The organism is Streptomyces sp. NPDC048484 (assembly GCF_040651415.1).
Taxonomy (GTDB): Bacteria; Actinomycetota; Actinomycetes; order Streptomycetales; family Streptomycetaceae; genus Streptomyces.
This window is the reverse complement of the sequence record NZ_JBEZJY010000008.1, coordinates 51,400-76,445: the sequence shown is the minus strand read 5'-3', so window position 1 is coordinate 76,445 and position 25,046 is coordinate 51,400. Positions and strand designations below refer to the sequence as shown.

Here is a 25,046-nt window from a genome sequence, read left to right as displayed (position 1 = left end):
CCGGTCACTCACGACCACCATGGGAACGCCTTCAAGGTGCTCCCAAGACGCCGACACCGTCCCGCCGTTCACGCGGAGGGGCGCCTGGTCCAGAGGTTGCGACGCTAGTGCAGGGACGTTTCAAGAGGGATGGCAGCGCTTCGGCGGAGCCGGAGCCGCAAGGCGGGACTGGCCCCAGGGCAGTCGGCTCCTCGCCCCAGCACGCCCAGAACCCGGGACCGGCGCAGGCCGGCAAGAGTGGTGACCGCTCCTCGCGCCCCGGCGCGCCCAAGGGCGCCCAGGGCAAGAACGGTCCTGACGCGGCGAACGGTGCTCCCGGCGCCACGCCCTCCGCGCCCCCGAAAGCGAAGGCGAAGGCCCCCAGTGGCCCCGGACCACGCATAGCTCTGCGCAACTGGCGCATCTCCACACGTCTGGTCTCACTGCTCGCCCTGCCCGTGGTCGCCGCCACCTCGCTGGGCGCGCTGCGCATCAGCGACACCATGGACGAGATCCAGCAGCTCGAGAACATGAAGCTGCTGACCGACATGACCAAGCAGGCGACCGACCTCGCCACGATGCTCCAGGAGGAGCGCGACAAGTCGGCCGGACCGCTCGCCAACGGCACGAAGGCCAGCGACGTCACGATCAAGGGCCTCCGTGACAAGACGGACCGTGCGCGGGCCGCCTTCCTGGAGGGCACCCACGAGCTCGACGACCAGGGCAACAACGAGAACCTCGACGGTGTCCGGGACAACGTGGTGGCCATCGCCACCCAGCTGAACAGCCTCAGCAAGGTGCGCAACGGCGCCTTCCAGGACGAGGGCAACGCCTCCCAGTCGGTCGAGTCCTACCACCGGCTCATCGAGCAGCTGCTCGGCCTGTCCCAGGACATGGCCGAGGCGACCAGCAACCCGGAGATGATCCAACGCACGCGCGCCCTGGCGGCCTTCTCCACCGCCAAGGAATACGCGTCCATGCAGCGTGCGATCATCGCCGGGGCCCTGCCGGCCACGGACAAGACGTTCGGTGAGCTGTCCCCGAACGACCGGCAGTACGGTCTCTCCGCCTTCGAGAACCAGCGGTTCGAGCTCACCAGCTTCGCCAGCATCTACGAGGGCGACTCGGACCAGCTCACCAAGCCCCTCGACGAGCCGAGCCCGACCATCAAGGACGCGGACGGCTATCTGCAGCGTGTGCTCCAGCGCAACAACGGTCTGCAGCTGCAGGCCAAGCGCTCGTACCTGGACTGGGTGGACGCCGACTCCGCCAAGATCCAGGAAATGTCGAAGATCGAGCTCACGCTCCTCAACCAGATGGAGCAGAAGGCCCGCGAGCTGCGCAAGGACTCCGAGCAGGAAGCGATCATCTCCGGTGCGCTGATCCTGCTGGTGCTCGGTGTCTCGCTGGTCGGCGCCTTCGTGGTGGCCCGCTCGATGATCCGCTCGCTGCGCCGGCTGCAGGACACCGCGACGAAGGTCGCCCAGGACCGGCTGCCCGAGCTGGTCCGGCAGCTGTCGGAGTCGGACCCGCAGGACGTCGACACCTCCGTCGAGTCGGTCGGTGTGCACTCCAAGGACGAGATCGGCCAGGTCGCCGCGGCCTTCGACGACGTGCACCGCGAGGCGGTCCGCCTCGCCTCCGAGCAGGCCATGCTGCGGGGCAACGTCAACGCGATGTTCACCAACCTCTCGCGTCGCTCCCAGGGCCTCATCCAGCGTCAGCTCTCGCTCATCTCCGAACTGGAGTCCCGCGAGGCCGACCCGGACCAGCTGTCCTCGCTGTTCAAGCTCGACCACCTCGCGACCCGCATGCGCCGTAACGGCGAGAACCTCCTCGTCCTCGCCGGTGAAGAGCCCGGCCGCCGCTGGACCCGCCCGGTCCCGCTGGTCGACGTGCTCCGTGCCGCCGCCTCCGAGGTGGAGCAGTACGAGCGCATCGAGCTGTCGTCCGTGCCCACCACCGAGGTGGCGGGACGCGTGGTCAACGACCTCGTGCACCTGCTCGCCGAGCTGCTGGAGAACGCCACCTCGTTCTCCTCCCCGCAGACCAAGGTCAAGGTCACCGGTCACGCGCTGCCCGACGGCCGCGTACTGATCGAGATCCACGATACCGGTATCGGCCTCTCGCCCGAGGACCTCGCGGCGATCAACGAACGGCTCGCCTCGCCGCCCACCGTGGACGTTTCCGTCTCCCGCCGCATGGGTCTGTTCGTGGTCGGCCGCCTTTCGCAGCGACACGGCATCCGCATCCAGCTGCGCCCGTCCGACTCCGGTGGTACGACCGCGCTGGTCATGCTCCCGGTCGATGTCGCCCAGGGCGGCAAGCAGGTTCCGGGCAACAAGCAGGGCCAGGGCGCTCCCGTCGTCGGCGGTCCGGCGGCGGCGCAGGCCGCGGCCGGTGTCGCGGCAGCCCGTCGGGGCGGTACCGGAAGCGGTCCCGCCCTCGGCACGGGTGCTCCCGGCGGCGGCAACGGCGGCCGGCTGAACCCGCCGCCGCAGCGTGGACAGGTCGGCGCCGGCAACGCACCGCGGGCCGCGCTGCCCAGGCCCGACGCGGGCGGCCGCCCGGGCGGACCGGGTGCGCCCGGTGGAGCACGCAACCCGCAGCAGCCTCAGCAGCCCCCGCAGGGCAGGCCGGCTCCCGCGGGCGCAGGCGCCGCACAGAGCTTCAACGGCTTCGGCAACGACTCCGGCCGACAGGACATGTTCGGTGGCGCACGCCAGGACACCACGGGCAGCAACCGCCGCCCCGGGTCTCCGCAGCAGCCCCAGCAGCGGCCTGCCAACAACGGCGAGCAGGGCCGTCGTCCCCAGCAGCAGTCGCCGCAGCTGCCGCCCCGCGGCGGTCCGCGCGCCGAGCTGCCGGGCGGCAGCCCGCAGCCTCGCGTACCGAGCTGGAGCGACGACAACGCCCAGCCGCCGGTGCCGCGTTCCGCGCAGGACGCCCCGCGCGGACACGACGATCCCGAAGCCACCTCGCAGATGCCGCGGATCGACGACCGGCAGGGCGGCCCCGCCTCCACTGCCGGGTTCCAGCGGCCCGACCATGACGCGCCGCGCCCCGGCGCGGATGCGCAGCAGGGCAGCGGGCAGTTCGTCCGCCCGGACGTGTTCGGCACGCCGAATCCTTCCGGCGCGGGACAGAACGGCCAGGCGCCCGGCCAGTACAACCGCCAGGACCCGGCCCAGTACGCCCCGAACGGCTACGACAGCGGTTCCGGTTCCAACGGTGGGTACCCAGCGCCGGGCCGTGAGGCCCCGCAGGACACCGGTCAGTTCCCGGCGCAGGGCCATGGCGAGCGGCAGGGCGGTGGTGGCACCGGGCAGTTCGAGCGGCCCGCCGACACCAACGGCGGCCGTCCGCAGCAGCGCCCGCAGTCGCGCCGCCGCCCCGCGCTCCCCCAGGAGCCGGACACTCGGGCCGCCGCACAGCGGCCCGACGAGGTGCGGTCGAACGACGGCTGGGAGCTGCCGCCGGCGACGGGCCCCGGTGACGGGCGCACGCCGCTGTACGACACCCTGGAGACCAACTGGTTCAACCAGGCTCAGGGCGGCGACGGCGCCCAGAGCGAGCAGGCACCGCAGCAGCCCGCACAGCCCGCACAACCCGTGCAGGCTGCTCCCGCGGCACCGCAGCGTCCGGCACCCGCCGGCGCTTCCGCCTCATGGCGGTCCACCCCCAATGACGAACTCGGCCGTCAGGCCGAGCGGGTACGCCAGCCCTCCGCGGGTGGCGTGACCGTCTCGGGTCTGCCGCGCCGGGTCCCCCGCGCGAACCTCGTCGCGGGGACGGCTCAGCAGCAACAGCACCAAACCGGTCCGCAGGTCTCGCGTGCGCCTGATGACGTACGCGGCCGGCTGACCAATCTTCGTAGGGGCATTCAGCAGGGCCGCCAGGCCGGTACCGGCCAGACCGGCAGCTTCCCCAGCCCCACTCACCAGCAGGAGCGTTAGTTGAGCCAGATGAGCCAGGCGGCACAGAACCTCAACTGGTTGATCACCAACTTCGTTGACAACACCCCCGGGGTGTCCCACACCGTCGTCGTATCCGCCGACGGACTCCTTCTGGCAATGTCCGAGGGCTTCCCGCGCGACCGCGCCGACCAGCTCGCGGCCGTTGCCTCCGGACTCACGTCCCTGACCGCCGGCGCCTCGCGCATCTTCGAGGGCGGCACGGTGGCCCAGACAGTCGTCGAGATGGAACGGGGCTTCCTGTTCCTGATGTCCATTTCGGATGGGTCGTCCCTCGCGGTCCTCTCCCACCCGGACTGCGACATCGGCCTCGTCGGATACGAGATGGCTCTGCTTGTGGACCGTGCGGGCGCTGTGCTCACACCGGATCTGCGGGCGGAGCTCCAGGGCAGCCTGCTCCACTAGCAAGGTTCTACCGAATGTAGAAAAAACCGTCCGGCCGCCCTCCCCCCACCGGCCCCGTCAGACGGCACGACTGACCGACTTGCTGTCCCGCCCGGAGGACCCACATGACCCCGCCCACCGCCTCTCATGATCCGTACGCACATTCGTACGAGGATGAGGGCGACCAGCCGCTGGTACGTCCGTACGCGATGACCGGCGGCCGGACCCGGCCGCGCTACCAGCTCGCCATAGAGGCACTGATCAGCACCACGGCCGATCCGGCAGCGCTCATGGGACTGCTCCCCGAGCACCAGCGGATCTGCCACCTCTGCCGTGAAGTGAAGTCGGTGGCCGAGGTGTCGGCCCTGCTGTCCATGCCCTTGGGCGTGGCACGGATTCTTGTCGCGGACCTCGCGGAGGCCGGACTCGTCGCGATCCACCAGCCGGGTGGCGACGAAAGCAATGGTGGCGCCCCGGCCGTGACACTGCTCGAAAGGGTGCTCAGTGGACTTCGCAAGCTCTGACGGAGGGCGGGCGACCACCTCCGCGAAGATCGTCGTGGCGGGTGGTTTCGGCGTCGGCAAGACCACGTTCGTGGGTGCCGTCTCGGAGATCAACCCGCTGCGCACCGAGGCCGTGATGACGTCCGCTTCGGCGGGCATCGACGACCTCACTCACACCGGGGACAAGACGACGACCACCGTCGCCATGGACTTCGGCCGTATCACCCTGGACCAGGACCTGATCCTGTACCTCTTCGGTACGCCGGGTCAGGACCGCTTCTGGTTCATGTGGGACGACCTGGTACGCGGCGCGATCGGCGCCGTCGTCCTGGTCGACACCCGCCGCCTCGCCGACTGCTTCCCCGCGGTCGACTACTTCGAGAACAGCGGACTGCCGTTCGTCATCGCCCTCAACGGCTTCGACGGCCACCAGCCCTACACTCCCGAAGAGGTTCGCGAGGCGCTCCAGATCGGGCCCGACGCCCCGATCATCACGACGGACGCCCGCCATCGTTCGGACGCCAAGAGTGCGCTGATCACACTGGTCGAGCACGCGCTGATGGCGCGCCTTCGGTAGGGCACGCGGGGAGACCGCGCCGGGGGGGACGGTGTCGTGGCAGACCTCGCACTCCGGTCGGCAACACCATACGAAAGGTGTCGTAGACGCATTGGAGTCGGCTGTGTCGTTTGACACGGTCGGCCTCAGTGTTCATAACGTTTCGACAGAGATATCGAGTGGTGCCGCCACGCGTCGCGGTCGCCTGATGCCGCTGTGCTCACAAAAGCCCCGCCTTTTGGCGGGGCTCGTTCTTTATGACCGTTTTATCTGGGGTTTACGTCACCTGAAATCTTCCGTTCCATGTGTTTGGACGAGCACACCCTGACGTGCTGGAATGCCAGAACTGCCCAGTAGCAGAACTGCCCAGTAGTGAGGGCCGGAAAGACACACGCGGCACGACGAAGGTGCCGAGCCGAGAGGTTGTTGGTCGAGTGAGGCGAAGCAAGAACGGTCCCGAGCCGTCGGCACGGGGCAACTTCACCCCGCCGCCGCGCGGAGCGGCACCCGCACATGTGCCCGGCTCGGAGCCGACGGCCCCACCCCCACCCAGCGGCGGCCGTTTCTCTCCGCGCAACTGGCGTGTACCGACCAGGCTGAACGCGATCCTGCTCATACCCGTGGTGGTCGGCCTCGTCATGGGCGGCTTCCAGGTGAAGAGCTCGATCGACACCTGGCAGGAGGCCGAGGACGCGCAGAGCACCGCGCGCCTGGTCCGCGCCGCTCTGACCTACGGGGACAAGCTGTACTCCGAGCGCGACATCACGGCCGCTCCCCTGCTGCAGGGCGACGGTGAGAAGGACCCGACCGTCGTCAAGGCCCGCCGTGAGACGGACGCCGCCGCCGGCGCCTTCAACGAGGCCGCCGAGGACATGCCGGCCAAGCCCGGACTGGAGCGCCGCCTCGGTATCTTCCGTCAGCAGGAGCCCAAGCTCGAAACGCTGCGCAAGGCGGCGTACACCTCGAAGCTCACCGGCGTGCAGACCGAAGAGGGCTACGTCGAGATCCAGCACCCGCTGATGGAGTTCGCCAACGAGCTCGGTCTGGGTACCGGAAACATCACCAGCTACGGCCGTACGGTCTACGCGATCTCCCTCTCCAAGGCCGCGCTCTCGCTCCAGCGCTCCATCGGCATGCACCTGCTGATCAAGCCGGGCCCGTCCGACGACAGCCTGGGCAAGCAGCGTGTCGCCCTCACCTCGTACGCCTACCTTGAGGGCATCGCCATCGAGGAGTACATCGGTGGTGGCACCGAGAGCGACGCCGCCAAGCTCGAACAGGCCACGAAGCAGATCCAGGCCAACGGCGCGGCCCAGGCCAAGGAGGCCGCGGCGGCCGCCGAGGCACGCGGCCGGACCTATGTCCCGCCGCCGTCCGACCCGACCGCGATGGTCAGCGGTCTCGGCACCCTCTCGTCGACCGACGCCAGTGCCCGGGTCGCGCTCGCCGACAAGGGCGTCACGGCCGAGAACTGGTGGGCGGTCAACACCGCCAAGTACAACGCCTACCGCACGATCGAGGCGGACCTCGGGGACAAGGCCGTGAGCGAGGCCTCGACCATCGCCGCCGACGCCAAGCGTGACGCCTTCATCACCGGCGCCGCTGTCGTCATCGCCCTGCTCGCCGCCTTCATCCTGGCCGGCATGGTGGCCCGCCAGATGAGCCGCGCGATGCGCCAGCTGCGCAACGCGGCCTTCGGTGTCGCCGAACAGCGCCTGCCGATGCTGGTCGACCAGCTCTCGCGTACCGACCCGGGCCGGGTGGACACCCGTGTCCAGCCCATCCCGATCACCACCACGGACGAGATCGGCGAGGTCGCCCGCGCCTTCGACCAGGTCCACCGTGAGGCCGTACGGCTTGCCGCCGAACAGGCCATGCTGCGGGGCAACATCAACGCGATCTTCACCAACCTGTCGCGCCGCAACCAGTCGCTGATCGAGGGCCAGCTGACCCTGATCACCGAGCTGGAGAACAACGAGGCCGAGCCGGACCAGCTGGAGAACCTCTTCCGCCTGGACCACCTCGCGACCCGTATGCGCCGCAACGGCGAGAACCTCCTGGTCCTCGCGGGCGAGGAGCCGGGCCGCCGCTGGGACCAGCCGGTCCCGCTGGTCGACGTGCTGCGCGCCGCCTCCTCCGAGGTGGAGCAGTACGAGCGCGTCGAGATGTCCGGCGTTCCGGAGGCCGAGATCCACGGCCGCGCCGTGACCGACCTCGTGCACCTGCTCGCCGAGCTCCTGGAGAACGCCACCACGTTCTCCTCCCCGCAGACCAAGGTCCGCGTCACCGCGACCCGGCTGCCGGACGGCCGCATCATGGTCGAGATCCACGACAAGGGCATCGGCCTCACCGCCGAGGACTTCGCGGACATCAACCACAAGCTGGCCAACCCGCCGACCGTGGACGCCGCGATCTCGCAGCGCATGGGCCTCTTCGTGGTCGGCCGGCTGTCCGACCGGCACGGCATCCGAGTCCAGCTGCGCCCCTCGGGCGAGCAGGCCGGCACGACCTCGCTCGTCATGCTCCCCGACGCGATCACCCATGGTGGCGGCGGCGAGCACCAGACGCAGCGCGACGACTTCACGGTCTCGCAGATCATCCCGGAGCACGAGCAGCAGCCCTTCCAGGGCGAGGAGTTCCAGACCGTCCAGCCGCCGGCCATGCGCACCGCCGCCGAACTGGGCTTCGACGACAGCCGCTACAACCCCGAGGCCCCGGACGACATACGTGAGCTGGACCCGGTGGGCCGCTCGCTGATGCGTGAGGAGCGCCGCGCGGCGCTGGAGGCCCAGGCACAGGGTCCCGAGGGTGAGGCCCCGTCCTTCCAGGGCGAGTTCGACCCCCAGCAGGCCTACGACAACGTCGGTCAGGGGTACGAGAACGGCCAGGCCGCGTTCGACAACGGAACGGCCGCGTACACCGAGGCTCCCGCGTACGAGCTGGAGACCCGGCAGACACCGTACGAGGACCAGCAGCAGACGTCGTACGACGAGACGTACTTCCCGCAGACCGGCGGGTACCCGGAACCGTCCTATACGGAGCCTCTCCAGGAGCAGCCGCAGCCGGTTCAGACTCCCGGGCAGGACGCGTTCCCCGCCTTCGGGGAGCAGCCCTACCAGGACGACTGGCCGCAGCAGAACGCGTACCAGGACGGCTATTCCGGCGGATACACGCCCGAAGCGGAAGCAGTGCAGGCCGCTGACGCTGCCGAGCAGGACCGCGTAGGCTTCGATTCTCCGGGGCCGGTCCCCTCCAACCCCCACGAGCTGACCGACGCCGGGCTTCCGCGCCGCGGAGCCACCGACGCCGGGCTCCCCCGCCGCGGAGCCACCGCGAGCGGCCGGCAGTCCGTGGGCCCGGAGTCACCGGCGCCCTTCGCGAACAACGACAGCAACGCCACCAGCAACGGCATCGCCAACGCCGACAGCAACGGTGGTACCAGTAACGGCAAGGCCAAGGGCGACTGGCGGTCGAACAACGACCAGATGTGGCACCGCGCCGAGCAACTGAAGGAGCCCAAGGCGGGCGGGGTCACCTCCTCCGGCCTGCCGCGGCGGGTGCCCAAGGCCAATCTGGTCGAGGGCACCGCGGAATCGACCTCACAGGGCGGCCCTCAGGTCTCCCGCGCTCCCGAGGACGTCCGGGGCAGGCTGAGCAACCTGCGCCGGGGTGTGGAGCGGGGACGTAATGCAGGCAGCGATACGAACGGTCAGGGCTTCGGCTCTGACAGCACCTACAACCAGGAGCGTTAGTGTGAGCCCGATGAGCCAGGCGGCACAGAACCTGAACTGGTTGATCACCAACTTCGTGGACAACACCCCAGGGGTGTCCCACACGGTGGTGGTCTCCGCCGACGGACTCCTTCTGGCGATGTCCGAAGGGTTCCCGCGTGACCGTGCCGACCAGCTGGCGGCCGTCGCTTCGGGCCTGACCTCACTGACCGCAGGCGCTTCCCGCATCTTCGAGGGCGGGAGCGTGAATCAGACCGTTGTGGAGATGGAGCGGGGATTCCTCTTCATCATGTCCATTTCTGACGGGTCCTCGCTCGCGGTTCTCGCACATCCGGATGCGGACATCGGTCTCGTTGGGTACGAGATGGCCCTTCTGGTCGATCGTGCCGGTACTGTCCTCACGCCGGACCTGCGTGCGGAGCTCCAGGGGAGCCTTCTCAACTAGCAGACAAGCGATACGTTTTGGCGTCCCGTGGCCGTAAGGTTTCGGGACGCGGCTCCATATTGATGGGCCCGGCACATACGGAGGAGGAGAAAGTGGCGACACCCCCAGGCGGTTCGTCTTCGGGCAACTGGTCCTACGGCCAGGGACAAGGCCAGGGACAGGGCCAGGGACAGGGCGGCGACGGTTCGCCGAACCGGTACAACTTCCCCTCCGCGCCGAGCCCGCGACGCCAGCAGCCGTACTCTCCTCAGGGTCCCGGCCCTTCACCGTACGACCAGCCGCCGGCGCCGCGCATCCAGCCCGTGCAGCCGCAGCGGCGCTCGCCCGAACCGTCTCCCGCGGGGAGCGCCAGCAATCCGCTGGTACGCCCTTACGCCATGACGGGCGGCCGCACCAGGCCGCGGTACCAGCTCGCCATCGAGGCACTGGTGCACACCACCGCGCAGCCGCATCAGATGCAGGGCCAGCTGCCCGAGCATCAGCGCATCTGCAACCTCTGCCGGGAGATCAAGTCGGTGGCCGAAATCTCGGCCCTCCTGACGATCCCTCTCGGTGTGGCCAGGATCCTCGTCGCCGACTTGGCGGAAGCGGGCCTGGTCGCCATTCATCAGCCGGGCGGCGACGAGAGCGCCGGCGGCCAGCCAGCCGTGACTTTGCTCGAAAGGGTGCTCAGTGGACTTCGCAAGCTCTAGCGGAGGGCCTTCCCGCTCCACCACGTCCGCGAAGATCGTGGTGGCGGGCGGCTTCGGCGTGGGCAAGACCACATTCGTCGGGGCCGTCTCGGAGATCAACCCGCTGCGTACCGAGGCCGTGATGACGTCCGCTTCGGCGGGCATCGACGACCTCACCCACACCGGGGACAAAACCACCACCACGGTGGCCATGGACTTCGGCCGTATCACCCTGGACCAGGACCTGATCCTGTACCTCTTCGGTACGCCGGGCCAGGACCGCTTCTGGTTCATGTGGGACGACCTGGTGCGCGGCGCGATCGGCGCGATCGTCCTGGTCGACACCCGCCGCCTCGCCGACTGCTTCCCCGCGGTCGACTACTTCGAGAACAGCGGACTGCCGTTCGTCATCGCCCTCAACGGCTTCGACGGCAGCCAGCCGTACAACCCGGACGAGGTCCGCGAGGCGCTCCAGATCGGCCCCGACACCCCGATCATCACGACGGACGCCCGCCACCGCGCGGACGCGAAGTCGGCGCTGATCACGCTGGTGGAGCACGCCCTGATGGCGCGCCTGCGGTAGCCGGGTCTCCCCAAGCTCCAGACGGGGGCGGCAGCCATTGACTGGCTGCCGCCCCCGTCTGCGTACGCGTCCGCTCGAACGCGGGTCTGGCCTCCACGCAGCGCTCCACGTCGAGCGTCGTATTCATCACGGAGTCGAACGTCGTAGTCATCACGGAAGCGCGGTCACCACCATTGAACGCGGCTGCGCCGATCCCGAGGGCGGTCAGTTGCTGGTTGCGGCGCTGTATCTGGCCAGCATGGTGACGACCGCCTGGTCGACGGCGCCTTGGATCGCGACAGTTCCGGGATTCCAGTCCACCAGGAGCATGCGAGGCCACAGGACGTAGTTGGAGATCATGCCGAGGAACTGGTTGGCGGCCGTCTCGCTGTCGTCCACGCTCGCCGTTCCGGCTGCGCTCTCGGCCTCCAGGTAGCGCTGCACCGACTCGAAATACGGCATCTTCCCCAGCCGGAACTGCACCCGCCCGAGCTCGGGGAACCGCGGCAGCTCGGCGATGACGATCCGGAAAAGCGACGCCATGCCCGGGCGGTCCAGAAGTTCCGCGTACTGGCGCCCGATGGCGCCCAGTCCCGCGCGCAGATCCCCCGCCGCCGGCTGTGCCGTCATGCCCTCGCCAAGGTCCCAGTACGTGGTGACGATGGCCTCGAAGAGAGCCGATTTGGTGGGGAACTGCTTGAAGAGCGTCGACTTGGAGACGTCGGCCGTTTCCGCGACCCGGGCCAGCGAGGTGCCATCGTATCCGCGTTCGAGGAACAGTCGGGTGGCTGCCTCGATGATGGCGGCACGCTTCTCCTGGGCAACTCGGCGGTGGAAAGCGAGGGGCTCTGCAGTCATGTCCTCCAGTATGAAGCACCACGAGGCGAGTCACTTGACTCGTAACCTTGGGCAGCCTACGGTCTCTCGAACGAGGCGAGTCACTTGACTCGCCACCTGAATGCCGCATCAGCCCCACCTGCACCGGCCCCAGGCGTAGACCGTGGATTCACGCTCACGAACCGCGCCGTCGGCAGGCAGGGCAGACCTCTGGTGCCGTCTCCGCGTAGAGGAACAAGATCATGACAACCCAGAAGATCGCTCTGATCACCGGGGCGAACCGAGGAATCGGCCGAAGCACCGCCCTTGCGCTCGCCCGCATCGGCGCAAAAATCGTGGTGACTCACCGGAGTGACGAAGACGGAGCCGCCCAGACCGTGCGGATGATCCGCGACGCAGGCTCGGACGCTGTCGCTCTGCGACTCGACATCAGCGAGGTCACCTCGTTCACCGGCTTCACCACTGAAATGATCGAGCAGATACACACCCACTGGGGCAGCAGGCAGCTCGACATCCTCGTCAACAATGCCGGCATCGGGCTCTTCGGCCCGCTGGAAGATGTCACCGTGCAAGATTTCGACGCTGTCGTCGGGACCAACTTCCGTGGCACGTTCTTCCTCATCCAGGCCTTGGCCCAGGTCATGTCCGACGGAGGCCGCATCATCAACGTCTCCACCTCGATGACCCGCCACACGAGCCCAGCCACCGCGCTCTACACGGCCTCCAAGGCGGCAGTCGAAGCCTTCTCTCGCAGCCTTGCAGTCGAACTCGGGCCACGCGGCATCCGGATCAACTCCATCGCACCGGGCCCTACCGCAACCGACTTCAACGGCGGCGCCATGCGGGACAGCGCCGCACTCCGGGAAGGCCTTGCCGCGCAGACCGCCCTCGGACGCGTAGGAAAACCCGACGAGATCGGTGAAGCCATCGCATCGCTCGCCTCGGACGGCATGCGCTGGATCACAGCGGAGCGCATCGAGGTTTCCGGAGGAGCCCTCCTCTGAGACCACGTGCGGAGCCACATGACCCGGCCTGCCCCGCCGGCCGCCTGCGCGGCGCCGGAAACAGCGATCGCCGGACGGGCTCCTCGTGGAGGCCGTCCGGCGATTGGTGAAGCAGGCGCTCAGCCCTGCCAGGAGTGCGGGGCGCGGAAGCCCGGGGTGCGCTCCAGGCGGCGCCAGCCGGCCTTCGCACGGCCCTGGTGGGCGGGAGCCTCAGCGGGAGCAGAGGCCGCGCGAGCCAGCAGGATCGCCGTCACAGCGGCGACTTCCTCGGGCTCGGCGTGGCCCTTCTCGACGCGGATGTCAGGAGTGTCCATAGGTGTCAGTCTCCGTGAGAGAGAGGTCCGCGCGGTTGCCGCGACGGGTCCTGCGGGTTACTGCTGCGCGGGCAACTACTGCGGCGGGTTTCCGTGCTTGCGGGAGGGCAGGTCCGCGTGCTTGGTGCGGAGCATCGCAAGGGAACGGATGAGGATCTCGCGGGTTTCCGTGGGGTCGATGACGTCGTCGACCAGACCGCGCTCGGCCGCGTAGTAGGGGTGCATCAGCTCGGCCTTGTACTCCTTGACCATGCGTACCCGCATCGCCTCGGGGTCCTCCGCCTCCGCGATCTGGCGGCGGAAGATGACGTTGGCCGCACCCTCCGCGCCCATCACGGCGATCTCGTTCGTCGGCCAGGCATACGTGAGGTCGGCGCCGATGGACTGGCTGTCCATGACGATGTACGCGCCTCCGTAGGCCTTGCGCAGGATCAGCGAGATCCGCGGCACGGTGGCGTTGCAGTAGGCGTAGAGGAGCTTCGCACCGTGCCGGATGATTCCGCCGTGCTCCTGGTCGACACCGGGCAGGAAGCCCGGCACATCCAGCAGCGTGACGATGGGAATATTGAAAGCGTCGCACATCTGGACAAACCGTGCAGCTTTTTCCGACGCCTCGATGTCCAGGACGCCCGCCAGGGCCTGCGGCTGGTTGGCGACGATGCCCACCACCTGACCGTCGAGCCGCGCCAGGGCGCAGATGATGTTGCGGGCCCAGCGCTCGTGGATCTCCAGGTAGTCGCCGTCGTCGACGAGTTCCTCGATGACCTTGGTCATGTCGTACGGACGGCTGCCGTCCGCCGGGACCAGGTCCAGGAGCACGTCCGAGCGGCGGTCGGCCTCGTCCTCGGTGTCGGCGGCCGGCGGGTTCTCGCGGTTGTTCTGCGGCAGCATCGACAGGAGGTAGCGGACCTCCGCGATGCAGGTCTCCTCGTCGTCGTACGCGAAGTGCGCGACGCCGCTCGTCTCGGCGTGGACGTCCGCGCCGCCCAGGCCGTTCTGGGTGATCTCCTCGCCGGTGACCGCCTTGACGACGTCCGGTCCCGTGATGAACATCTGCGAGGTCTCGCGGACCATGAACACGAAGTCCGTGAGGGCGGGGCTGTAGGCCGCGCCGCCCGCGCACGGGCCGAGCATGACCGAGATCTGCGGGATGACACCCGAAGCGCGCGTGTTGCGCTGGAAGATGCCGCCGTACCCCGCGAGCGCGCTCACGCCCTCCTGGATACGGGCGCCCGCGCCGTCGTTCAGCGAGACCAGTGGCGCTCCGGCCGCGATGGCCATGTCCATGATCTTGTGGATCTTCGTGGCGTGCGCCTCGCCCAGCGCGCCGCCGAAGATGCGGAAGTCGTGCGCGTACACGAAGACCGTGCGGCCCTCGACCGTGCCCCAGCCGGTGATGACGCCGTCCGTGTAAGGCTTCTTGGCCTCCAGGCCGAAGCCGGTCGCCCGGTGCCGCCGCAACTGCTCGACCTCGTTGAACGAGCCCTCGTCCAGCAGCAGCTCGATCCGCTCCCGGGAGGTCAGCTTGCCCTTGGCGTGCTGTGCCGCGGTCGCCTTGTCGCTGGGGCCGCGAAGAGCCTCCGCACGGATCGCCTGCAACTCGGCTGCCCGCCCCCGGGAATCCGTGGGCTCGCCGGTTGAGGGATCGGTCTCGTCCAAAACGGTCATGTAGTGACCTTACGAAGTCCACCAAGGAAAGCGGGCCGTCGACTCCGTACAGTCTCCGGCCCGTTTTACTGGTACCCCTGAACAGAACCCCGGCCGCGTGCAGGCGATCCGACTGCTCAGAGGGCGTGCGGCTTGTAGGGGTCTCACAAAGCCGTCGCAGGCCGTCAGCTGAGAGTCACCTCACATTCGTGCGTTTCGCAGGCCTTCCCCGGCGTGACGCGCAGCCTCAGCCCGCGCCCGGTGGCAAGCACCTCGACACCCGGGCCGGCCCGCACGACCCTGCGTACGGGACGGTCCCAGACGATCTCCAGGGCCTCCCCGGTGCGCGGCGGTTCGCTCACACAGAGGGTGGCGGTGCGGCCCCGGCTGCGTACCAGCACGCTCGCGGGGGCGGAGACGGTGAGCGGGCCCGCCGTTCCCGGCCGCCAGAAGTTGGCCGCGAGCAGCCCCAGGGCCGGTACGGCCACGGCCTGGCGGCCGGAGTCGTTGGCGAGAATCGACAGCGGGCGCCGGTCCGCCGCGCGGGCTGCGACCGTGCGGCGCGAGGCGCCGGGCAGTACGACGTAGGCGTACGTGGCGTCCACCGGGTCCGTGCCGTGGTCGAGCCAGAGTGTCTGCCAGCGGCGGGTCCGGCGTTCGGTGGTGCTGGTGGTGTTGATGTCGGACCAGGCCCCGGTGCGGTCCTCCCGGAGGGTGCGCAGGGCGGGCCCGTCCAGGACCACCCATCCCCCGTGGCCTTCCAGGTGGGCCCAGCCGGGACCTCGTACGAGGGTCTGCGTGCCGCCCTCCCCCAGGTTCCTGTTGTCGACGACCGTCTCGACCGGGACGCCGTCCGTGGCGGTGATCCCCGCACCGAGGCAGACGATCGCGTCGGCGAGGCAGAACCACGACTTGCGGGCCTGAAGGGTCGAGCCGAGGCCCGACAGGTGCTGACCGACAGCCGCGTACTCGCCGTCGGTGGTGCCGCCGACCCAGCGCACCGCGGGTTTGGGCTCGCCCCACTCGCCGCCCGCCCGGTCCGCGAGCCGCTTGGTGGACACGGTCGTGCCGGGGAGCCGGTACCAGTCGACGGTCGGCCAGAACCAGTCCGTGTACTGGTCGGACCGGTCGGAGCGGGTGGACCGGGCGAGCCGGGCCGAGCGGGAGGAATGAGCCGAGCGGGCTGAGTGGGCCCCGGGTCCGTCGGCCCACCAGTAGAGCATCCCGGCTCCCGTGTGCCACCCGCGCGGGTTCTCGCCGTTGCCGCACTCGTAGTGGGCGATCCGCTCGCTCGCCATGGCGATGTTCGCGGTGAAGCCGGGACCGCGGTGGACGGCCCGGTCCATCGCGGCGAAGAGGTGGTGACCGGCCGGCTCCGGGGCGGCCGGCAGGGCCGAGTCGGCGACGGCGTGCAGGCGGGCCAGATCGGCCACGCCGAACTGGCGTGCCGTCAGGATCGGGGTGACGGTGTCCCGTTCGATCCAGCCCTTGATCCGCCCCTGCCAGCGCTCCCGTTCCGCCGCGCTCGCGCCCTCGGCGAGCAGCGCGATCGCTGCGACCAGCGCCTGGCCGTGGAAGTGGTCGCTGCGCATGACCTGCCGGTCGTCGCTCCTGAGGTAACCCCGGCTGATGGCACGTCCGTTGACACTGTCCATCATCAGCCCGTCGTGGATCAGCGGCGCGTAGGCCTTCTCCACGCTGTCGAGGACGATCTGCTTGCCGGGGTCGGTCACCTCCCACTCCGAACCGGCGAGCAGCGCGAAGAGCCGGCCGAGTCCGTCGAGCATGACCTGTCCGTACGTCCCCGAGTACGCGACCCAGGTGTGCTGGACGAACGACCCGTCGGCGTAGAGCCCGTCCCCCTGGGTGACGTACGGGAAGACGGGTGAGAGCGCGTCCCGGGCGAGCGCGATCTTCTCCGGGGCGCGGCCGAGGATGCCGCGCAGGGCGACGGAGCGGCACAGGTCGACGCGGTTGGCTCCGGTCGAGGTGCCGGTGTAGTCGCGCAGCATGCTGTCGGGGACGAAGTGGTCGACGGCGGCGCAGGCGGCGGCGATCCGCTCGTCCGTCAGCTCGCCGTGCAGGGCGGCCACGATGTCCGTGAGGAGGCGGGGGCTGCCGATCTGCCACTCCCACCAGTTGCCGTAACGGCTGGTGGAGGGGTTGTAGACGGTGGTGGAGAGGTGGTCGAGGCCGCGCAGGATGTCCGCGAGCAGCCCCGCGTCGCCGGTGGAGCCGGTGCCCTCCTGGACGTACGCCTGGGCCATCGTCCACAGCCTGCTGTAGCTCTGGGTGATGCCGGAGGGCGGGTCGTACGGGTAGCCGGGCCACAGCGAGTTCGCCGCCGGAGCCATGGCGGCCCGGAAGCCACGGGCCAGCTCGCCGGTCTCGGCGAGCCGGGCGGCGTACGGCTGGGCGGCCGGGTCGTAGCCGGCTCCGAGGGCGATCTCCAGCCAGCGGAGGCGGAGCGTGTCGTACGCGTCTTCAGATGTGCCTTCATACGGGCCTTCGTATGGGCCTTCGTATGGGCCTTCGTACGCGTCGCCGTCCGCCGCGCGCGCAGAGGAGGGGAAAGCGGACGCGAGGAGCGGCCCGCTCGACGTGAGCGCGGCCGCCAGCAGGAACGCACGGCGGGTGGTCCGGGCGGAACGGCGCTTCATACGGAGCCTCCTGCGGGTGACCGTACCGACTGAAGGCGATGGTGCCCGAGGTCTACACGTGTCCACCAGGGTGCCAACGGATCGTCTTCGGTGTAGACCAATGGCAACCGGGTGCAACCGGGGCAACACGCCCCGCGCACTGTTGAAACTTGTATGGAATAGGTCTACGGTCGCAGTAGTTGAACAGTAAACAGCTTCGGTACAGGGCCGGGGCTCGTCATCAAGGAGCTAGTCATGGGTATCTTCGGCCGCAAGGACACGGACGGCATCACCACCGCGGCGCCCGGCGCCGTCAGCCCCGACCTCGCCGCTCTGACCGGCGACTACGCCATCGACCCGGCCCACTCGACGATCGGCTTCGTCGCGCGCCACGCCATGGTGACGAACGTCAAGGGTGGCTTCGAGGACTTCACCGGAAGCCTGCACCTGGACGGCGGCGACCCGTCGCTGTCGACGGCGACCATCGACGTCAAGATGGACAGCATCAGCACCGGTTCCGCCGACCGTGACGGTCACCTGAAGAGCGCGGACTTCTTCAAAACGGAGGAGTTCCCCACGATGACCTTCCGCTCCACCGCGGCGGAGGCCCTGGGCGGCGACGACTACCGCATCACCGGTGATCTGACGATCCTCGGCACCACCAAGCCGCTCTCCATCGACCTGGAGTTCAACGGCGCCGCGAAGGACCCGTTCGGCAACGAGCGTGTCGGCTTCGAGGGCAAGGCGCAGATCCTGCGCTCCGAGTGGGGCCTGACCTGGAACGCGGCGCTGGAGACCGGTGGCGTGCTCGTCTCCGACAAGATCAAGCTGACCTTCGACATCTCGGCGATCAAGAACGCCGGCTGAGCCGGGCATCTGGTCGCGCCGGGTACGGGACCGGCCCGAGCACCTGGTTGCGCCAGGTAACGGACCGACCCGAGCATCCGGCTGCTCCGAGTAACGGACAGATCCGAGTATCCGGGTGACGGATGCCGTCCTGTTCTGCGAATTTCCGAGCGCGCCCGTCCTCCGGCTCCCTGTGAGCGGAAGGCGGGCGCTCGGCTGTCCGGGGCGGGAGCCCGGCCGGGCCGGGGCGCGGTGGGGCGGGGCACGGTGGGGCGGGGCACGGTGGGGCGGGGCACGGTGGGGCGGGGCACGGTGGGGATATCCCGGTGCGGGGCCGGCGGGTCGGGCATTAGCCTCCGGCCATGACATGGCTGCCCACTGACTTCGTCCACCCCCTGCACGTCGACGTGCCCGGCGGGCATCACCTCCGGCCGATCACCGGCGCGGACGCCGCGATCGACTACCCGGCGGTGATGGGGTCGCGGGAGCGGCTGTGGTCCGTCTTCGGGGAGGCCTGGGGCTGGCCCGCCGCCACGATCACGTACGAGGCCAACCGGGCGGACCTGGAACGGCACGCGGCCGAGATCACCGCTCACGAGTCCTTCAACTATGTGCTGTTCGACGAGGCGGAGACCACCGAGTACGGGTGCGTCTACATCGATCCGCCGGAGAAGGCCGGCGCCGACGCCGAGATCTCCTGGTGGGTCGTCGACGACCGGGCGGGGACCGCTCTGGAGCGGGGCCTCGACGCGTTCGTGCCGCGGTGGATCGCCGAGGCGTGGCCCTTCGAGCGGCCGCGGTTCATCGGACGGGACCTGTCGTGGAAGGAGTGGCTGGCCCTGCCGGACCGCGGGTGACCGCAGTCCCTGCTGACCCGAGCCCTTGCCGACCGGACTCCCCGCCGGCCGGACTCCTTGTTGACCGGACTCCTTGCCGGCTTGGACTCCTTGCTGACCGGACTTCTTGCTGACCGGATCGGAACGGCTGGTTTTCACCCCTTGTGGCGGTGCTCACAGCGTTCCCATAATCCCTCAACAGAAAATGACCGGCTCATGCCAGGAAATCCGCGATTTCTTCCCGTTTGATTTGGCATGCGCCTGTCACTTCCACCCCCCACGGAAGGCATCACGTTGCAGAGACTTCTCAAGACACTCAAGAGATGCGCGGTCGCAGGCGCCGCCGCCCTCGCGGTCATCAGCCTTCAGCCCGTCTCCTCCGCGCAGGCCGCCCCGGCGCCCGTCGTCGGCGGAACCCGCGCCGCGCAGGGCGAGTTCCCGTTCATGGTCCGGCTCTCCATGGGCTGTGGCGGCGCGCTCTACACCCAGCAGATCGTGCTCACCGCCGCGCACTGTGTGGGCGCCACCGGCAACAACACGAGCATCACCGCCACCGCCGGTGTCGTGGACCTCCAGTCCACCACCGGCCGGGTCCAGGTCAAGTCCACCAAGATCTACCGGGCCCCCGGCTACAACGGCAACGGCAAGGACTGGGCGCTCATCAAGCTCGCCCAGCCGATCAACCTGCCCACGCTGAAGATCGCCACCACCACGCAGTACAACTCCGGCACCTTCACCGTCGCCGGATGGGGTTCGGCCAGCGAGGGCGGCGCCCAGCAGCGCTACATGCTCAAGGCCAGTGTGCCGTTCGTCAGCGACGCCACCTGCCGCACCTACAGCGGTTACAGCGGCCTCGTCGCGGGCGACGAGATCTGCGCCGGCTACGCCGCGGGCGGTGTGGACACCTGCCAGGGCGACTCCGGCGGCCCGATGTTCCGTAAGGACAGCGCCGGCGCCTACATCCAGGTCGGCATCGTCAGCTGGGGCATAGGCTGCGCCCGCGCCAACGCCCCCGGCGTCTACAGCGAGGTCTCGACCTTCTCCTCCGCCATCGCATCGGCGGCAGCGACCCTCTGACGCACGCGGTACGACGAACGCAGCGCGACGCGACGCGACGCGCGGTACGACATCCGCGCTACGACGCGCAGCACGACGTCCGCGGACCCGGCGCCCTGTTGCGCCGAGCCCGCGGACGTACTTGTGGCCGTACTTGTGGCCGTACTTGTGGCCGTACTTGAGGCCGTACTTGAGGCCGTACTTGAGGCTTTACCTGTAGGCGTACCGGCGGGCGGTCTCAGAAACCCCCGCCGAAGTCGCCGCCGCCCCCGCCGCCTCCGAAGTCCCCGCCGCCGAAGCCTCCGCCGAAGTCACCGGAGTCGAAGTCGGCACCGGACACGTCCCCGCCCTCATAACCGGCGCCTCCGAAGTCCCCGTACCCGGAGCCGTAGTCGGCCGCGTACGCCGGGCCCGCCATCATCGAGCCGAGCATGGTGCCGACGAGGAGGCCGGGCAGGATTCCGCCGCCGAAGTAGCCGCCCGCCCAGGGACCGTACGCCGGGCCCGCCTCCCAGTAGGGGCGGCGGCCCGAGTCGGTGTCGACCTCGCGGACGGCGGGGTCGTGGCCCTCGGCCAGCCGGACCCGGTCGGCGGCGCACACGGGCACCTCGCGGGGCGCTCCGCCCGCCGGCGTCCAGGTGGCGTCGGTGACCGACGGCCCGTGGCGCGGGTCGAAGAAGCAGGGCGCCCGGCGTTCGGGAACGGGCCTGCCCTCGCGGCGCGCGGCGAGCACGGCGAGGGAGAAGCGCCCGTCCTCCAGGGCCTCGGTGACGGCACGCACCTCTTCGGGGCGGGTGGCCGCGGCCATGAAGGACTTCGCCTTTTCGTACGCGTCGAGGGAGCGCTCGTAGTCGGCGCGCATCGCGTCGTCCGCGCCGGCCTCCGCCGGGTGGAAGTCGAGCCGGTCGAGTTCCTCGCCGAAAGCGGTGATGTCCTCGTCCACGACGACCCGCAGCCTGTCGAGCGCGGCCCGCCGCTCGGCTTCCTTCTTGCGGCGGCTCCGCCGCGCGAGGGCGTACGCGCCCGCGCCGCCTGCCACGATCACCGCGCCGACCGCGATCAGGGCGCCCGCCTCGACGCCGTCTCCGCCACCGCCGTCGGACCAGCCGCTGGGCGCGGAGCCGCCGACGTTGGCGAGGGCCCGGTCCGTGAAGTCGTTCAGCTGGGTCTTCGTGTCCTCGCCCCGGACACTGGTCACGAGGTTGCGCACGGCGTCGTTCGGCAGGACGGAGGAGTCGGCCTTGGCGTCGAACCGGTCGCCGAGCCGGATCGCGTACAGGCCCGTGACGCCGGTGTCGGTGCGCAGGTTCCGGAAGAGGTTCTCCGCGGGGAAGTCCCCGGGGAGGACGGCGACGAAGACTGGTTTGTCCGCCTTCTCGATCTTCTCGGCCAGGGCGTCGGCGTCGGCCGCGGACAGTTGCCCGGACATGGACGGGTCGACGTACACCGGGTTCTCGCGCAGGGCGTCCGCGACCGCCGAGACGTCCGTGGCAGCTCGGGCCCCCGCGGCCCCGACGGCCGACAGCCCCAGCCACGCGAAGGCGATCAGCAAAACGGACAGTCCTCGTACAAGTACGCCCTTCATACCTTCGAAGCTACTCCAGCCCACCAATTCAAGGCGGGCGGGACCAGCTTCTGGTGGCTACTCCGCGGGTTCCACCCCGGCCCGCAGCAGCCCGTACGTGTATGCGTCCTCCAGCGCCTGCCAGGACGCGGCGATCACGTTCTTCGCGACACCCACCGTCGACCACTCCCCCGCCCCGTCCGAGGTCGAGATCAGCACTCGCGTCGTGGACTGCGTCCCGTGCTTGCCCTCCAGGATGCGGACCTTGTAGTCGACGAGCTCCAGCTTGGCGAGCTGTGGGTAGATCTTCTCCAGACCGACCCGCAGGGCCCGGTCGAGCGCGTTGACCGGGCCGTTGCCCTCCGCCGTGGCGACGATCCGCTCGCCCTTGGCGAAGAGCTTGACCGTGGCCTCGTTGGCGTGGCTGCCGTCGGGGCGGTCCTCGACGATGGCCCGCCAGGACTCGACTGCGAAGTACTTGCGGGCCTTCCCCTCGGCCTCCTCCCGCAGGAGCAGCTCGAAGGAGGCGTCCGCGGCCTCGTACGTGTAGCCCTGCAGCTCACGCTCCTTGACCCGTGCCACGACCCGGCCGACCAGCTCGCGGTCGCCGCCCAGGTCGACGCCCAGCTCCTTGCCCTTGAGCTCGATGGAGGCGCGGCCCGCCATGTCGGAGACGAGCATCCGCATCGTGTTGCCGACCAGCTCGGGGTCGATGTGCTGGTAGAGGTCCGGGTCGACCTTGATGGCCGAGGCGTGCAGGCCCGCCTTGTGGGCGAAGGCCGAAACACCGACGTACGGCTGGTGCGTGGACGGGGTCAGGTTCACGACCTCGGCGATCGCGTGCGAGATGCGGGTCATCTCGGACAGCGCGCCCTCGGGGAGGACCTTCTTGCCGTACTTGAGCTCCAGGGCGGCGACGACGGGGAAGAGGTTGGAGTTGCCGACACGCTCGCCGTAGCCGTTCGCCGTGCACTGGACGTGGGTCGCGCCCGCGTCCACGGCGGCGAGGGTGTTCGCGACGGCGCAGCCCGTGTCGTCCTGGGCGTGGATGCCGAGGCGCGCCCCGGTGTCGGCGAGGACGGTGGCGACGACGGCCTGGACCTGCGCGGGCAGCATGCCGCCGTTGGTGTCGCAGAGGACGACCACGTCGGCGCCGGCCTCCGAGGCGGCCCGGACGACGGCCTTCGCGTACTGCGGGTTCGCCCGGTAGCCGTCGAAGAAGTGCTCGCAGTCGACGAAGACGCGGCGGCCCTGCGCCCGGATGTACGAGACGGTGTCGCGGACCATCTCCAGGTTCTCGTCGAGGGTGGTGCGCAGCGCCAGTTCGACATGGCGGTCGTGGGATTTGGCGACGAGTGTGACGACGGGCGCGCCGGACGCGACGAGCGCCTTGACCTGCGGGTCCTCGCTCGCCTTGCCGCCGGCCCGGCGGGTGGCCCCGAAGGCGACGAGCTGGGCGTGCTGGAAGTCGATCTCCTGCTGGGCGCGGGCGAAGAACTCGGTGTCGCGCGGGTTCGCTCCCGGCCACCCGCCCTCGATGAAGCCCACGCCGAAGTCGTCCAGGTGCCGTGCGATGGCCAGCTTGTCCGCGACGGTGAGGTTGATGCCCTCACGCTGCGCGCCGTCGCGCAGCGTGGTGTCGAAGACGTGGAACGAATCGTCGAGCTCGCTGGTTTCGGTCATGGTCTCAAGGCTCCTGAGGATTGGATCTCGGTCGGTACCGGAATGACCGGTTCCACCGTCCCCATATGGTCCCTCGCGCTCTCGCCTCCGGCTGAGGGTGGGCCAGAAAAGCGAAAAACCCCTCGCGGGTGCGAGAGGTCTGCGCGCGGGTCGAGGATGACGGTGTCCACCCGTACCTGGTCGTACGTGGTGGTCACTGTGGACCGGCGCGCCTGCTGCCAATAATCATGACGAACGAGAGCACGGAGGCAGTCTGGCACAGACCTCTTCCGTGCTCACCGTCCGTCTCAGGATGCGAGCACTGTGCTGATCGCCGCTGGGTCGGTCGGCGAGCCACAGCTCGTGGCGCCCGCCGCGCGGATGCCGCTGCAGCACAGGGTCAATCCCCTGAATTGAGTACAACTCAGGCGTATCTCCAGGCGCCCGCGAGGAGGTTCTCGGCCAGGAACTCCCGTTCCTGGCCGAGAACCTCCTCGCGGTTCAAACCGCTCAGCGTTCGAGCCGCTCAGCGTTCAAGCCGCTCAGCCCAGGTTGTGCATCCAGCCGTGCTTGTCCTCGGCGACACCGCGCTGGATGTCGAGGAGCGCCTCACGGAGCTTCATCGTGACCTCGCCGGGACCGCCGCCGCTCTGCTGCCACTCGCCGGTGTTGCTCTTCACCGTGCCGACGGGGGTGATGACGGCCGCGGTGCCGCAGGCGAAGACCTCGGTGAGGGTGCCGTTCTCCGCGTCGCGCTTCCACTGGTCGCTGGAGACGCGGGCCTGCTCGGACCCGTAACCGAGGTCACGGGCGACCGAGAGGAGCGAGTCGCGGGTGACGCCCTCCAGGATGGAACCGCTGAGGGTGGGCGTGACGATCACCGGCTTCGAGCCGGAGTCACCGCCGTACACGAAGTACAGGTTCATGCCGCCCAGCTCCTCGACCCACTTGTGCTCGACGGCGTCGAGGTAGCAGACCTGGTCGCAGCCCTTCGCGGCGGCCTCGGCCTGGGCCAGCAGGGACGCGGCGTAGTTGCCGCCGGTCTTGGCGTCGCCCACCCCCCCGGGGACGGCGCGCACACGGTCCTCGGAGAGCCAGATGGAGACGGGCTGCACACCGCCGGGGAAGTAGGCGCCGGCGGGAGACGCGATGACGATGAAGAGGTACTCGTTCGCGGGCCGCACGCCCAGGCCGACCTCGGTGGCGATCATGAAGGGGCGCAGGTAGAGCGACTCCTCACCGCCGTGCGCCGGCACCCACGCCTTGTCCTGCCGGATCAGCACGTCACAGGCTTCGACGAAGGTCTCGACGGGCAGCTCGGGCATGGCCAGGCGGCGGGCGGACGACTGGAAGCGCAGGGCGTTCCTGTCCGGGCGGAACGTGGCGACCGAGCCGTCGGGCTGCCGGTAGGCCTTCAGGCCCTCGAAGATCTCCTGCGCGTAGTGCAGGACGCTCGTCGCGGGGTCGATGGAGAGCGGGCCGTACGGGACGAGCTGACCGTCGTGCCAGCCACGCCCCTCCGTCCACTTGATCGTCACCATGTGGTCGGTGAAGTGGCGGCCGAATCCGGGGCCGGCCAGGATCGCCTCCCGCTCCGCGTCGGACAGCGGGGTCGAGGAGGGCTTGAGCTCGATCGTGGGCGTCGTCATGAGTGGTTGTCCTTCACCGGTTGTGTGTGACGGGCCGCGCTCACGCCTGTACTGCCAGTGGCCAGTGTTAGGACGTCCGAGCATTCCCTCATTCGGCGGCTCCGCGTTCGATTATCGCGCGGACCTAGCCGAATGGGGGCACCACCCGTGCCACGGAGGCCATGGGGGGCGAAAACGGTGTGAATGC

At 69.5% G+C, this 25,046-nt stretch carries 19 protein-coding genes; 12 read left to right on the top strand and 7 right to left on the bottom strand.

The features are described from left to right. The first annotated feature begins 107 nt into the window (after nt 1-107). The 8 genes from AB0D14_RS10325 (at nt 108) to AB0D14_RS10290 (ending at nt 10,826) form a co-directional block, all read left to right on the top strand. Nucleotides 108-3,935, top strand: a complete 3,828-nt coding sequence (locus tag AB0D14_RS10325; RefSeq protein WP_362776736.1) for a nitrate- and nitrite sensing domain-containing protein — start codon at nt 108-110, stop codon at nt 3,933-3,935. Between the two features lie 9 nt (nt 3,936-3,944). Continuing rightward, on the top strand, nt 3,945-4,358 hold the full coding sequence (locus AB0D14_RS10320; protein WP_055520031.1) for a roadblock/LC7 domain-containing protein: 414 nt from the start codon (nt 3,945-3,947) through the stop codon (nt 4,356-4,358). Between the two features lie 104 nt (nt 4,359-4,462). Beyond that, complete coding sequence (locus AB0D14_RS10315) at nt 4,463-4,861, top strand: DUF742 domain-containing protein (protein ID WP_055520025.1); 399 nt, start codon at nt 4,463-4,465, stop codon at nt 4,859-4,861. After that, nucleotides 4,842-5,417, top strand: coding sequence for an ATP/GTP-binding protein (locus tag AB0D14_RS10310; protein WP_055520027.1), 576 nt, complete (start codon nt 4,842-4,844; stop codon nt 5,415-5,417). Before AB0D14_RS10315 ends, AB0D14_RS10310 begins: the two co-directional genes overlap by 20 nt. A 413-nt stretch (nt 5,418-5,830) precedes the next feature. Then, nucleotides 5,831-9,148, top strand: coding sequence for a nitrate- and nitrite sensing domain-containing protein (locus AB0D14_RS10305; protein ID WP_362776733.1), 3,318 nt, complete (start codon nt 5,831-5,833; stop codon nt 9,146-9,148). Nucleotides 9,149-9,158: 10 nt separating this feature from the next. Further along, nucleotides 9,159-9,572: a roadblock/LC7 domain-containing protein gene (locus AB0D14_RS10300; RefSeq protein WP_037791334.1), complete on the top strand. Its 414-nt coding sequence runs from the start codon at nt 9,159-9,161 to the stop codon at nt 9,570-9,572. Between the two features lie 92 nt (nt 9,573-9,664). Further along, complete coding sequence (locus AB0D14_RS10295) at nt 9,665-10,264, top strand: DUF742 domain-containing protein (protein ID WP_362776730.1); 600 nt, start codon at nt 9,665-9,667, stop codon at nt 10,262-10,264. After that, nucleotides 10,245-10,826 (top strand): ATP/GTP-binding protein, encoded by a 582-nt coding sequence (locus tag AB0D14_RS10290; protein WP_006375305.1) that lies wholly within the window; start codon nt 10,245-10,247, stop codon nt 10,824-10,826. The genes AB0D14_RS10295 and AB0D14_RS10290 overlap by 20 nt, the downstream gene beginning before the upstream one ends. Before the next feature lie 204 nt (nt 10,827-11,030). Here the strand turns inward: AB0D14_RS10290 and AB0D14_RS10285 are convergent, their stop codons facing one another. Further along, nucleotides 11,031-11,663 carry a TetR/AcrR family transcriptional regulator gene (locus AB0D14_RS10285; protein WP_362776728.1) on the bottom strand — a complete coding sequence of 211 codons (633 nt, stop codon included), beginning with the start codon at nt 11,661-11,663 and terminating at the stop codon, nt 11,031-11,033. 221 nt (nt 11,664-11,884) lie between these two features. Between AB0D14_RS10285 and AB0D14_RS10280 the strand changes: the two genes are divergently transcribed. Then, the gene (locus tag AB0D14_RS10280) at nt 11,885-12,646 is read left to right on the top strand and encodes an SDR family oxidoreductase (RefSeq protein ID WP_362776725.1); all 762 of its coding nucleotides are present in this window, start codon (nt 11,885-11,887) and stop codon (nt 12,644-12,646) included. A 119-nt stretch (nt 12,647-12,765) separates the two neighbouring features. On the opposite strand, the gene AB0D14_RS10275 is transcribed toward AB0D14_RS10280, so the two are convergent. The 3 genes from AB0D14_RS10275 to AB0D14_RS10265 form a co-directional block, all read right to left on the bottom strand. Next, a complete protein-coding gene (locus tag AB0D14_RS10275) occupies nt 12,766-12,960 on the bottom strand; it encodes an acyl-CoA carboxylase subunit epsilon (RefSeq protein WP_362776723.1) in 195 nt (64 codons plus the stop codon). Nucleotides 12,961-13,035: 75 nt separating this feature from the next. Beyond that, on the bottom strand, nt 13,036-14,628 hold the full coding sequence (locus AB0D14_RS10270) for an acyl-CoA carboxylase subunit beta (RefSeq protein WP_362776721.1): 1,593 nt from the start codon (nt 14,626-14,628) through the stop codon (nt 13,036-13,038). Between the two features lie 164 nt (nt 14,629-14,792). Beyond that, the gene (locus tag AB0D14_RS10265) at nt 14,793-17,267 is read right to left on the bottom strand and encodes a polysaccharide lyase 8 family protein (protein ID WP_362776719.1); all 2,475 of its coding nucleotides are present in this window, start codon (nt 17,265-17,267) and stop codon (nt 14,793-14,795) included. A gap of 234 nt (nt 17,268-17,501) precedes the next feature. Here AB0D14_RS10265 and AB0D14_RS10260 point away from each other — a divergent pair, with 234 nt between their 5' ends. The 3 genes from AB0D14_RS10260 to AB0D14_RS10250 all read left to right on the top strand — a co-directional run bounded on the left by AB0D14_RS10260 (nt 17,502) and on the right by AB0D14_RS10250 (nt 20,005). Beyond that, the gene (locus AB0D14_RS10260) at nt 17,502-18,113 is read left to right on the top strand and encodes a YceI family protein (protein ID WP_362776717.1); all 612 of its coding nucleotides are present in this window, start codon (nt 17,502-17,504) and stop codon (nt 18,111-18,113) included. Nucleotides 18,114-18,454: 341 nt separating this feature from the next. Beyond that, nucleotides 18,455-18,949 (top strand): N-acetyltransferase, encoded by a 495-nt coding sequence (locus tag AB0D14_RS10255; RefSeq protein ID WP_362776715.1) that lies wholly within the window; start codon nt 18,455-18,457, stop codon nt 18,947-18,949. A 273-nt stretch (nt 18,950-19,222) separates the two neighbouring features. Next, on the top strand, nt 19,223-20,005 hold the full coding sequence (locus AB0D14_RS10250; RefSeq protein ID WP_362776713.1) for a serine protease: 783 nt from the start codon (nt 19,223-19,225) through the stop codon (nt 20,003-20,005). Between the two features lie 217 nt (nt 20,006-20,222). On the opposite strand, the gene AB0D14_RS10245 is transcribed toward AB0D14_RS10250, so the two are convergent. The 3 genes from AB0D14_RS10245 to AB0D14_RS10235 form a co-directional block, all read right to left on the bottom strand. Next, nucleotides 20,223-21,569: a hypothetical protein gene (locus AB0D14_RS10245; protein ID WP_362776711.1), complete on the bottom strand. Its 1,347-nt coding sequence runs from the start codon at nt 21,567-21,569 to the stop codon at nt 20,223-20,225. A gap of 57 nt (nt 21,570-21,626) precedes the next feature. Then, entirely contained in the window at nt 21,627-23,231 is a 1,605-nt protein-coding gene (gene cimA / locus AB0D14_RS10240; protein ID WP_362776709.1) for a citramalate synthase, read from the bottom strand. Between the two features lie 521 nt (nt 23,232-23,752). Further along, entirely contained in the window at nt 23,753-24,859 is a 1,107-nt protein-coding gene (locus tag AB0D14_RS10235) for a branched-chain amino acid aminotransferase (protein WP_362776706.1), read from the bottom strand. Nucleotides 24,860-25,046 lie beyond the last annotated feature (187 nt).

Bases quoted from the DNA above. Each gene is read 5' to 3' on its own strand.
- AB0D14_RS10245 (WP_362776711.1), bottom strand. From the start codon at position 21,569: ATGAAGGGCGTACTTGTACGAGGACTGTCCGTTTTGCTGATCGCCTTC.
- AB0D14_RS10300 (WP_037791334.1), top strand. From the start codon at position 9,159: ATGAGCCAGGCGGCACAGAACCTGAACTGGTTGATCACCAACTTCGTG.
- AB0D14_RS10265 (WP_362776719.1), bottom strand. From the start codon at position 17,267: ATGAAGCGCCGTTCCGCCCGGACCACCCGCCGTGCGTTCCTGCTGGCG.
- AB0D14_RS10315 (WP_055520025.1), top strand. From the start codon at position 4,463: ATGACCCCGCCCACCGCCTCTCATGATCCGTACGCACATTCGTACGAG.
- AB0D14_RS10260 (WP_362776717.1), top strand. From the start codon at position 17,502: ATGGGTATCTTCGGCCGCAAGGACACGGACGGCATCACCACCGCGGCG.
- AB0D14_RS10280 (WP_362776725.1), top strand. From the start codon at position 11,885: ATGACAACCCAGAAGATCGCTCTGATCACCGGGGCGAACCGAGGAATC.
- AB0D14_RS10320 (WP_055520031.1), top strand. From the start codon at position 3,945: ATGAGCCAGGCGGCACAGAACCTCAACTGGTTGATCACCAACTTCGTT.
- AB0D14_RS10235 (WP_362776706.1), bottom strand. From the start codon at position 24,859: ATGACGACGCCCACGATCGAGCTCAAGCCCTCCTCGACCCCGCTGTCC.
- AB0D14_RS10255 (WP_362776715.1), top strand. From the start codon at position 18,455: ATGACATGGCTGCCCACTGACTTCGTCCACCCCCTGCACGTCGACGTG.
- AB0D14_RS10285 (WP_362776728.1), bottom strand. From the start codon at position 11,663: ATGACTGCAGAGCCCCTCGCTTTCCACCGCCGAGTTGCCCAGGAGAAG.
- cimA (WP_362776709.1), bottom strand. From the start codon at position 23,231: ATGACCGAAACCAGCGAGCTCGACGATTCGTTCCACGTCTTCGACACC.
- AB0D14_RS10270 (WP_362776721.1), bottom strand. From the start codon at position 14,628: ATGACCGTTTTGGACGAGACCGATCCCTCAACCGGCGAGCCCACGGAT.
- AB0D14_RS10275 (WP_362776723.1), bottom strand. From the start codon at position 12,960: ATGGACACTCCTGACATCCGCGTCGAGAAGGGCCACGCCGAGCCCGAG.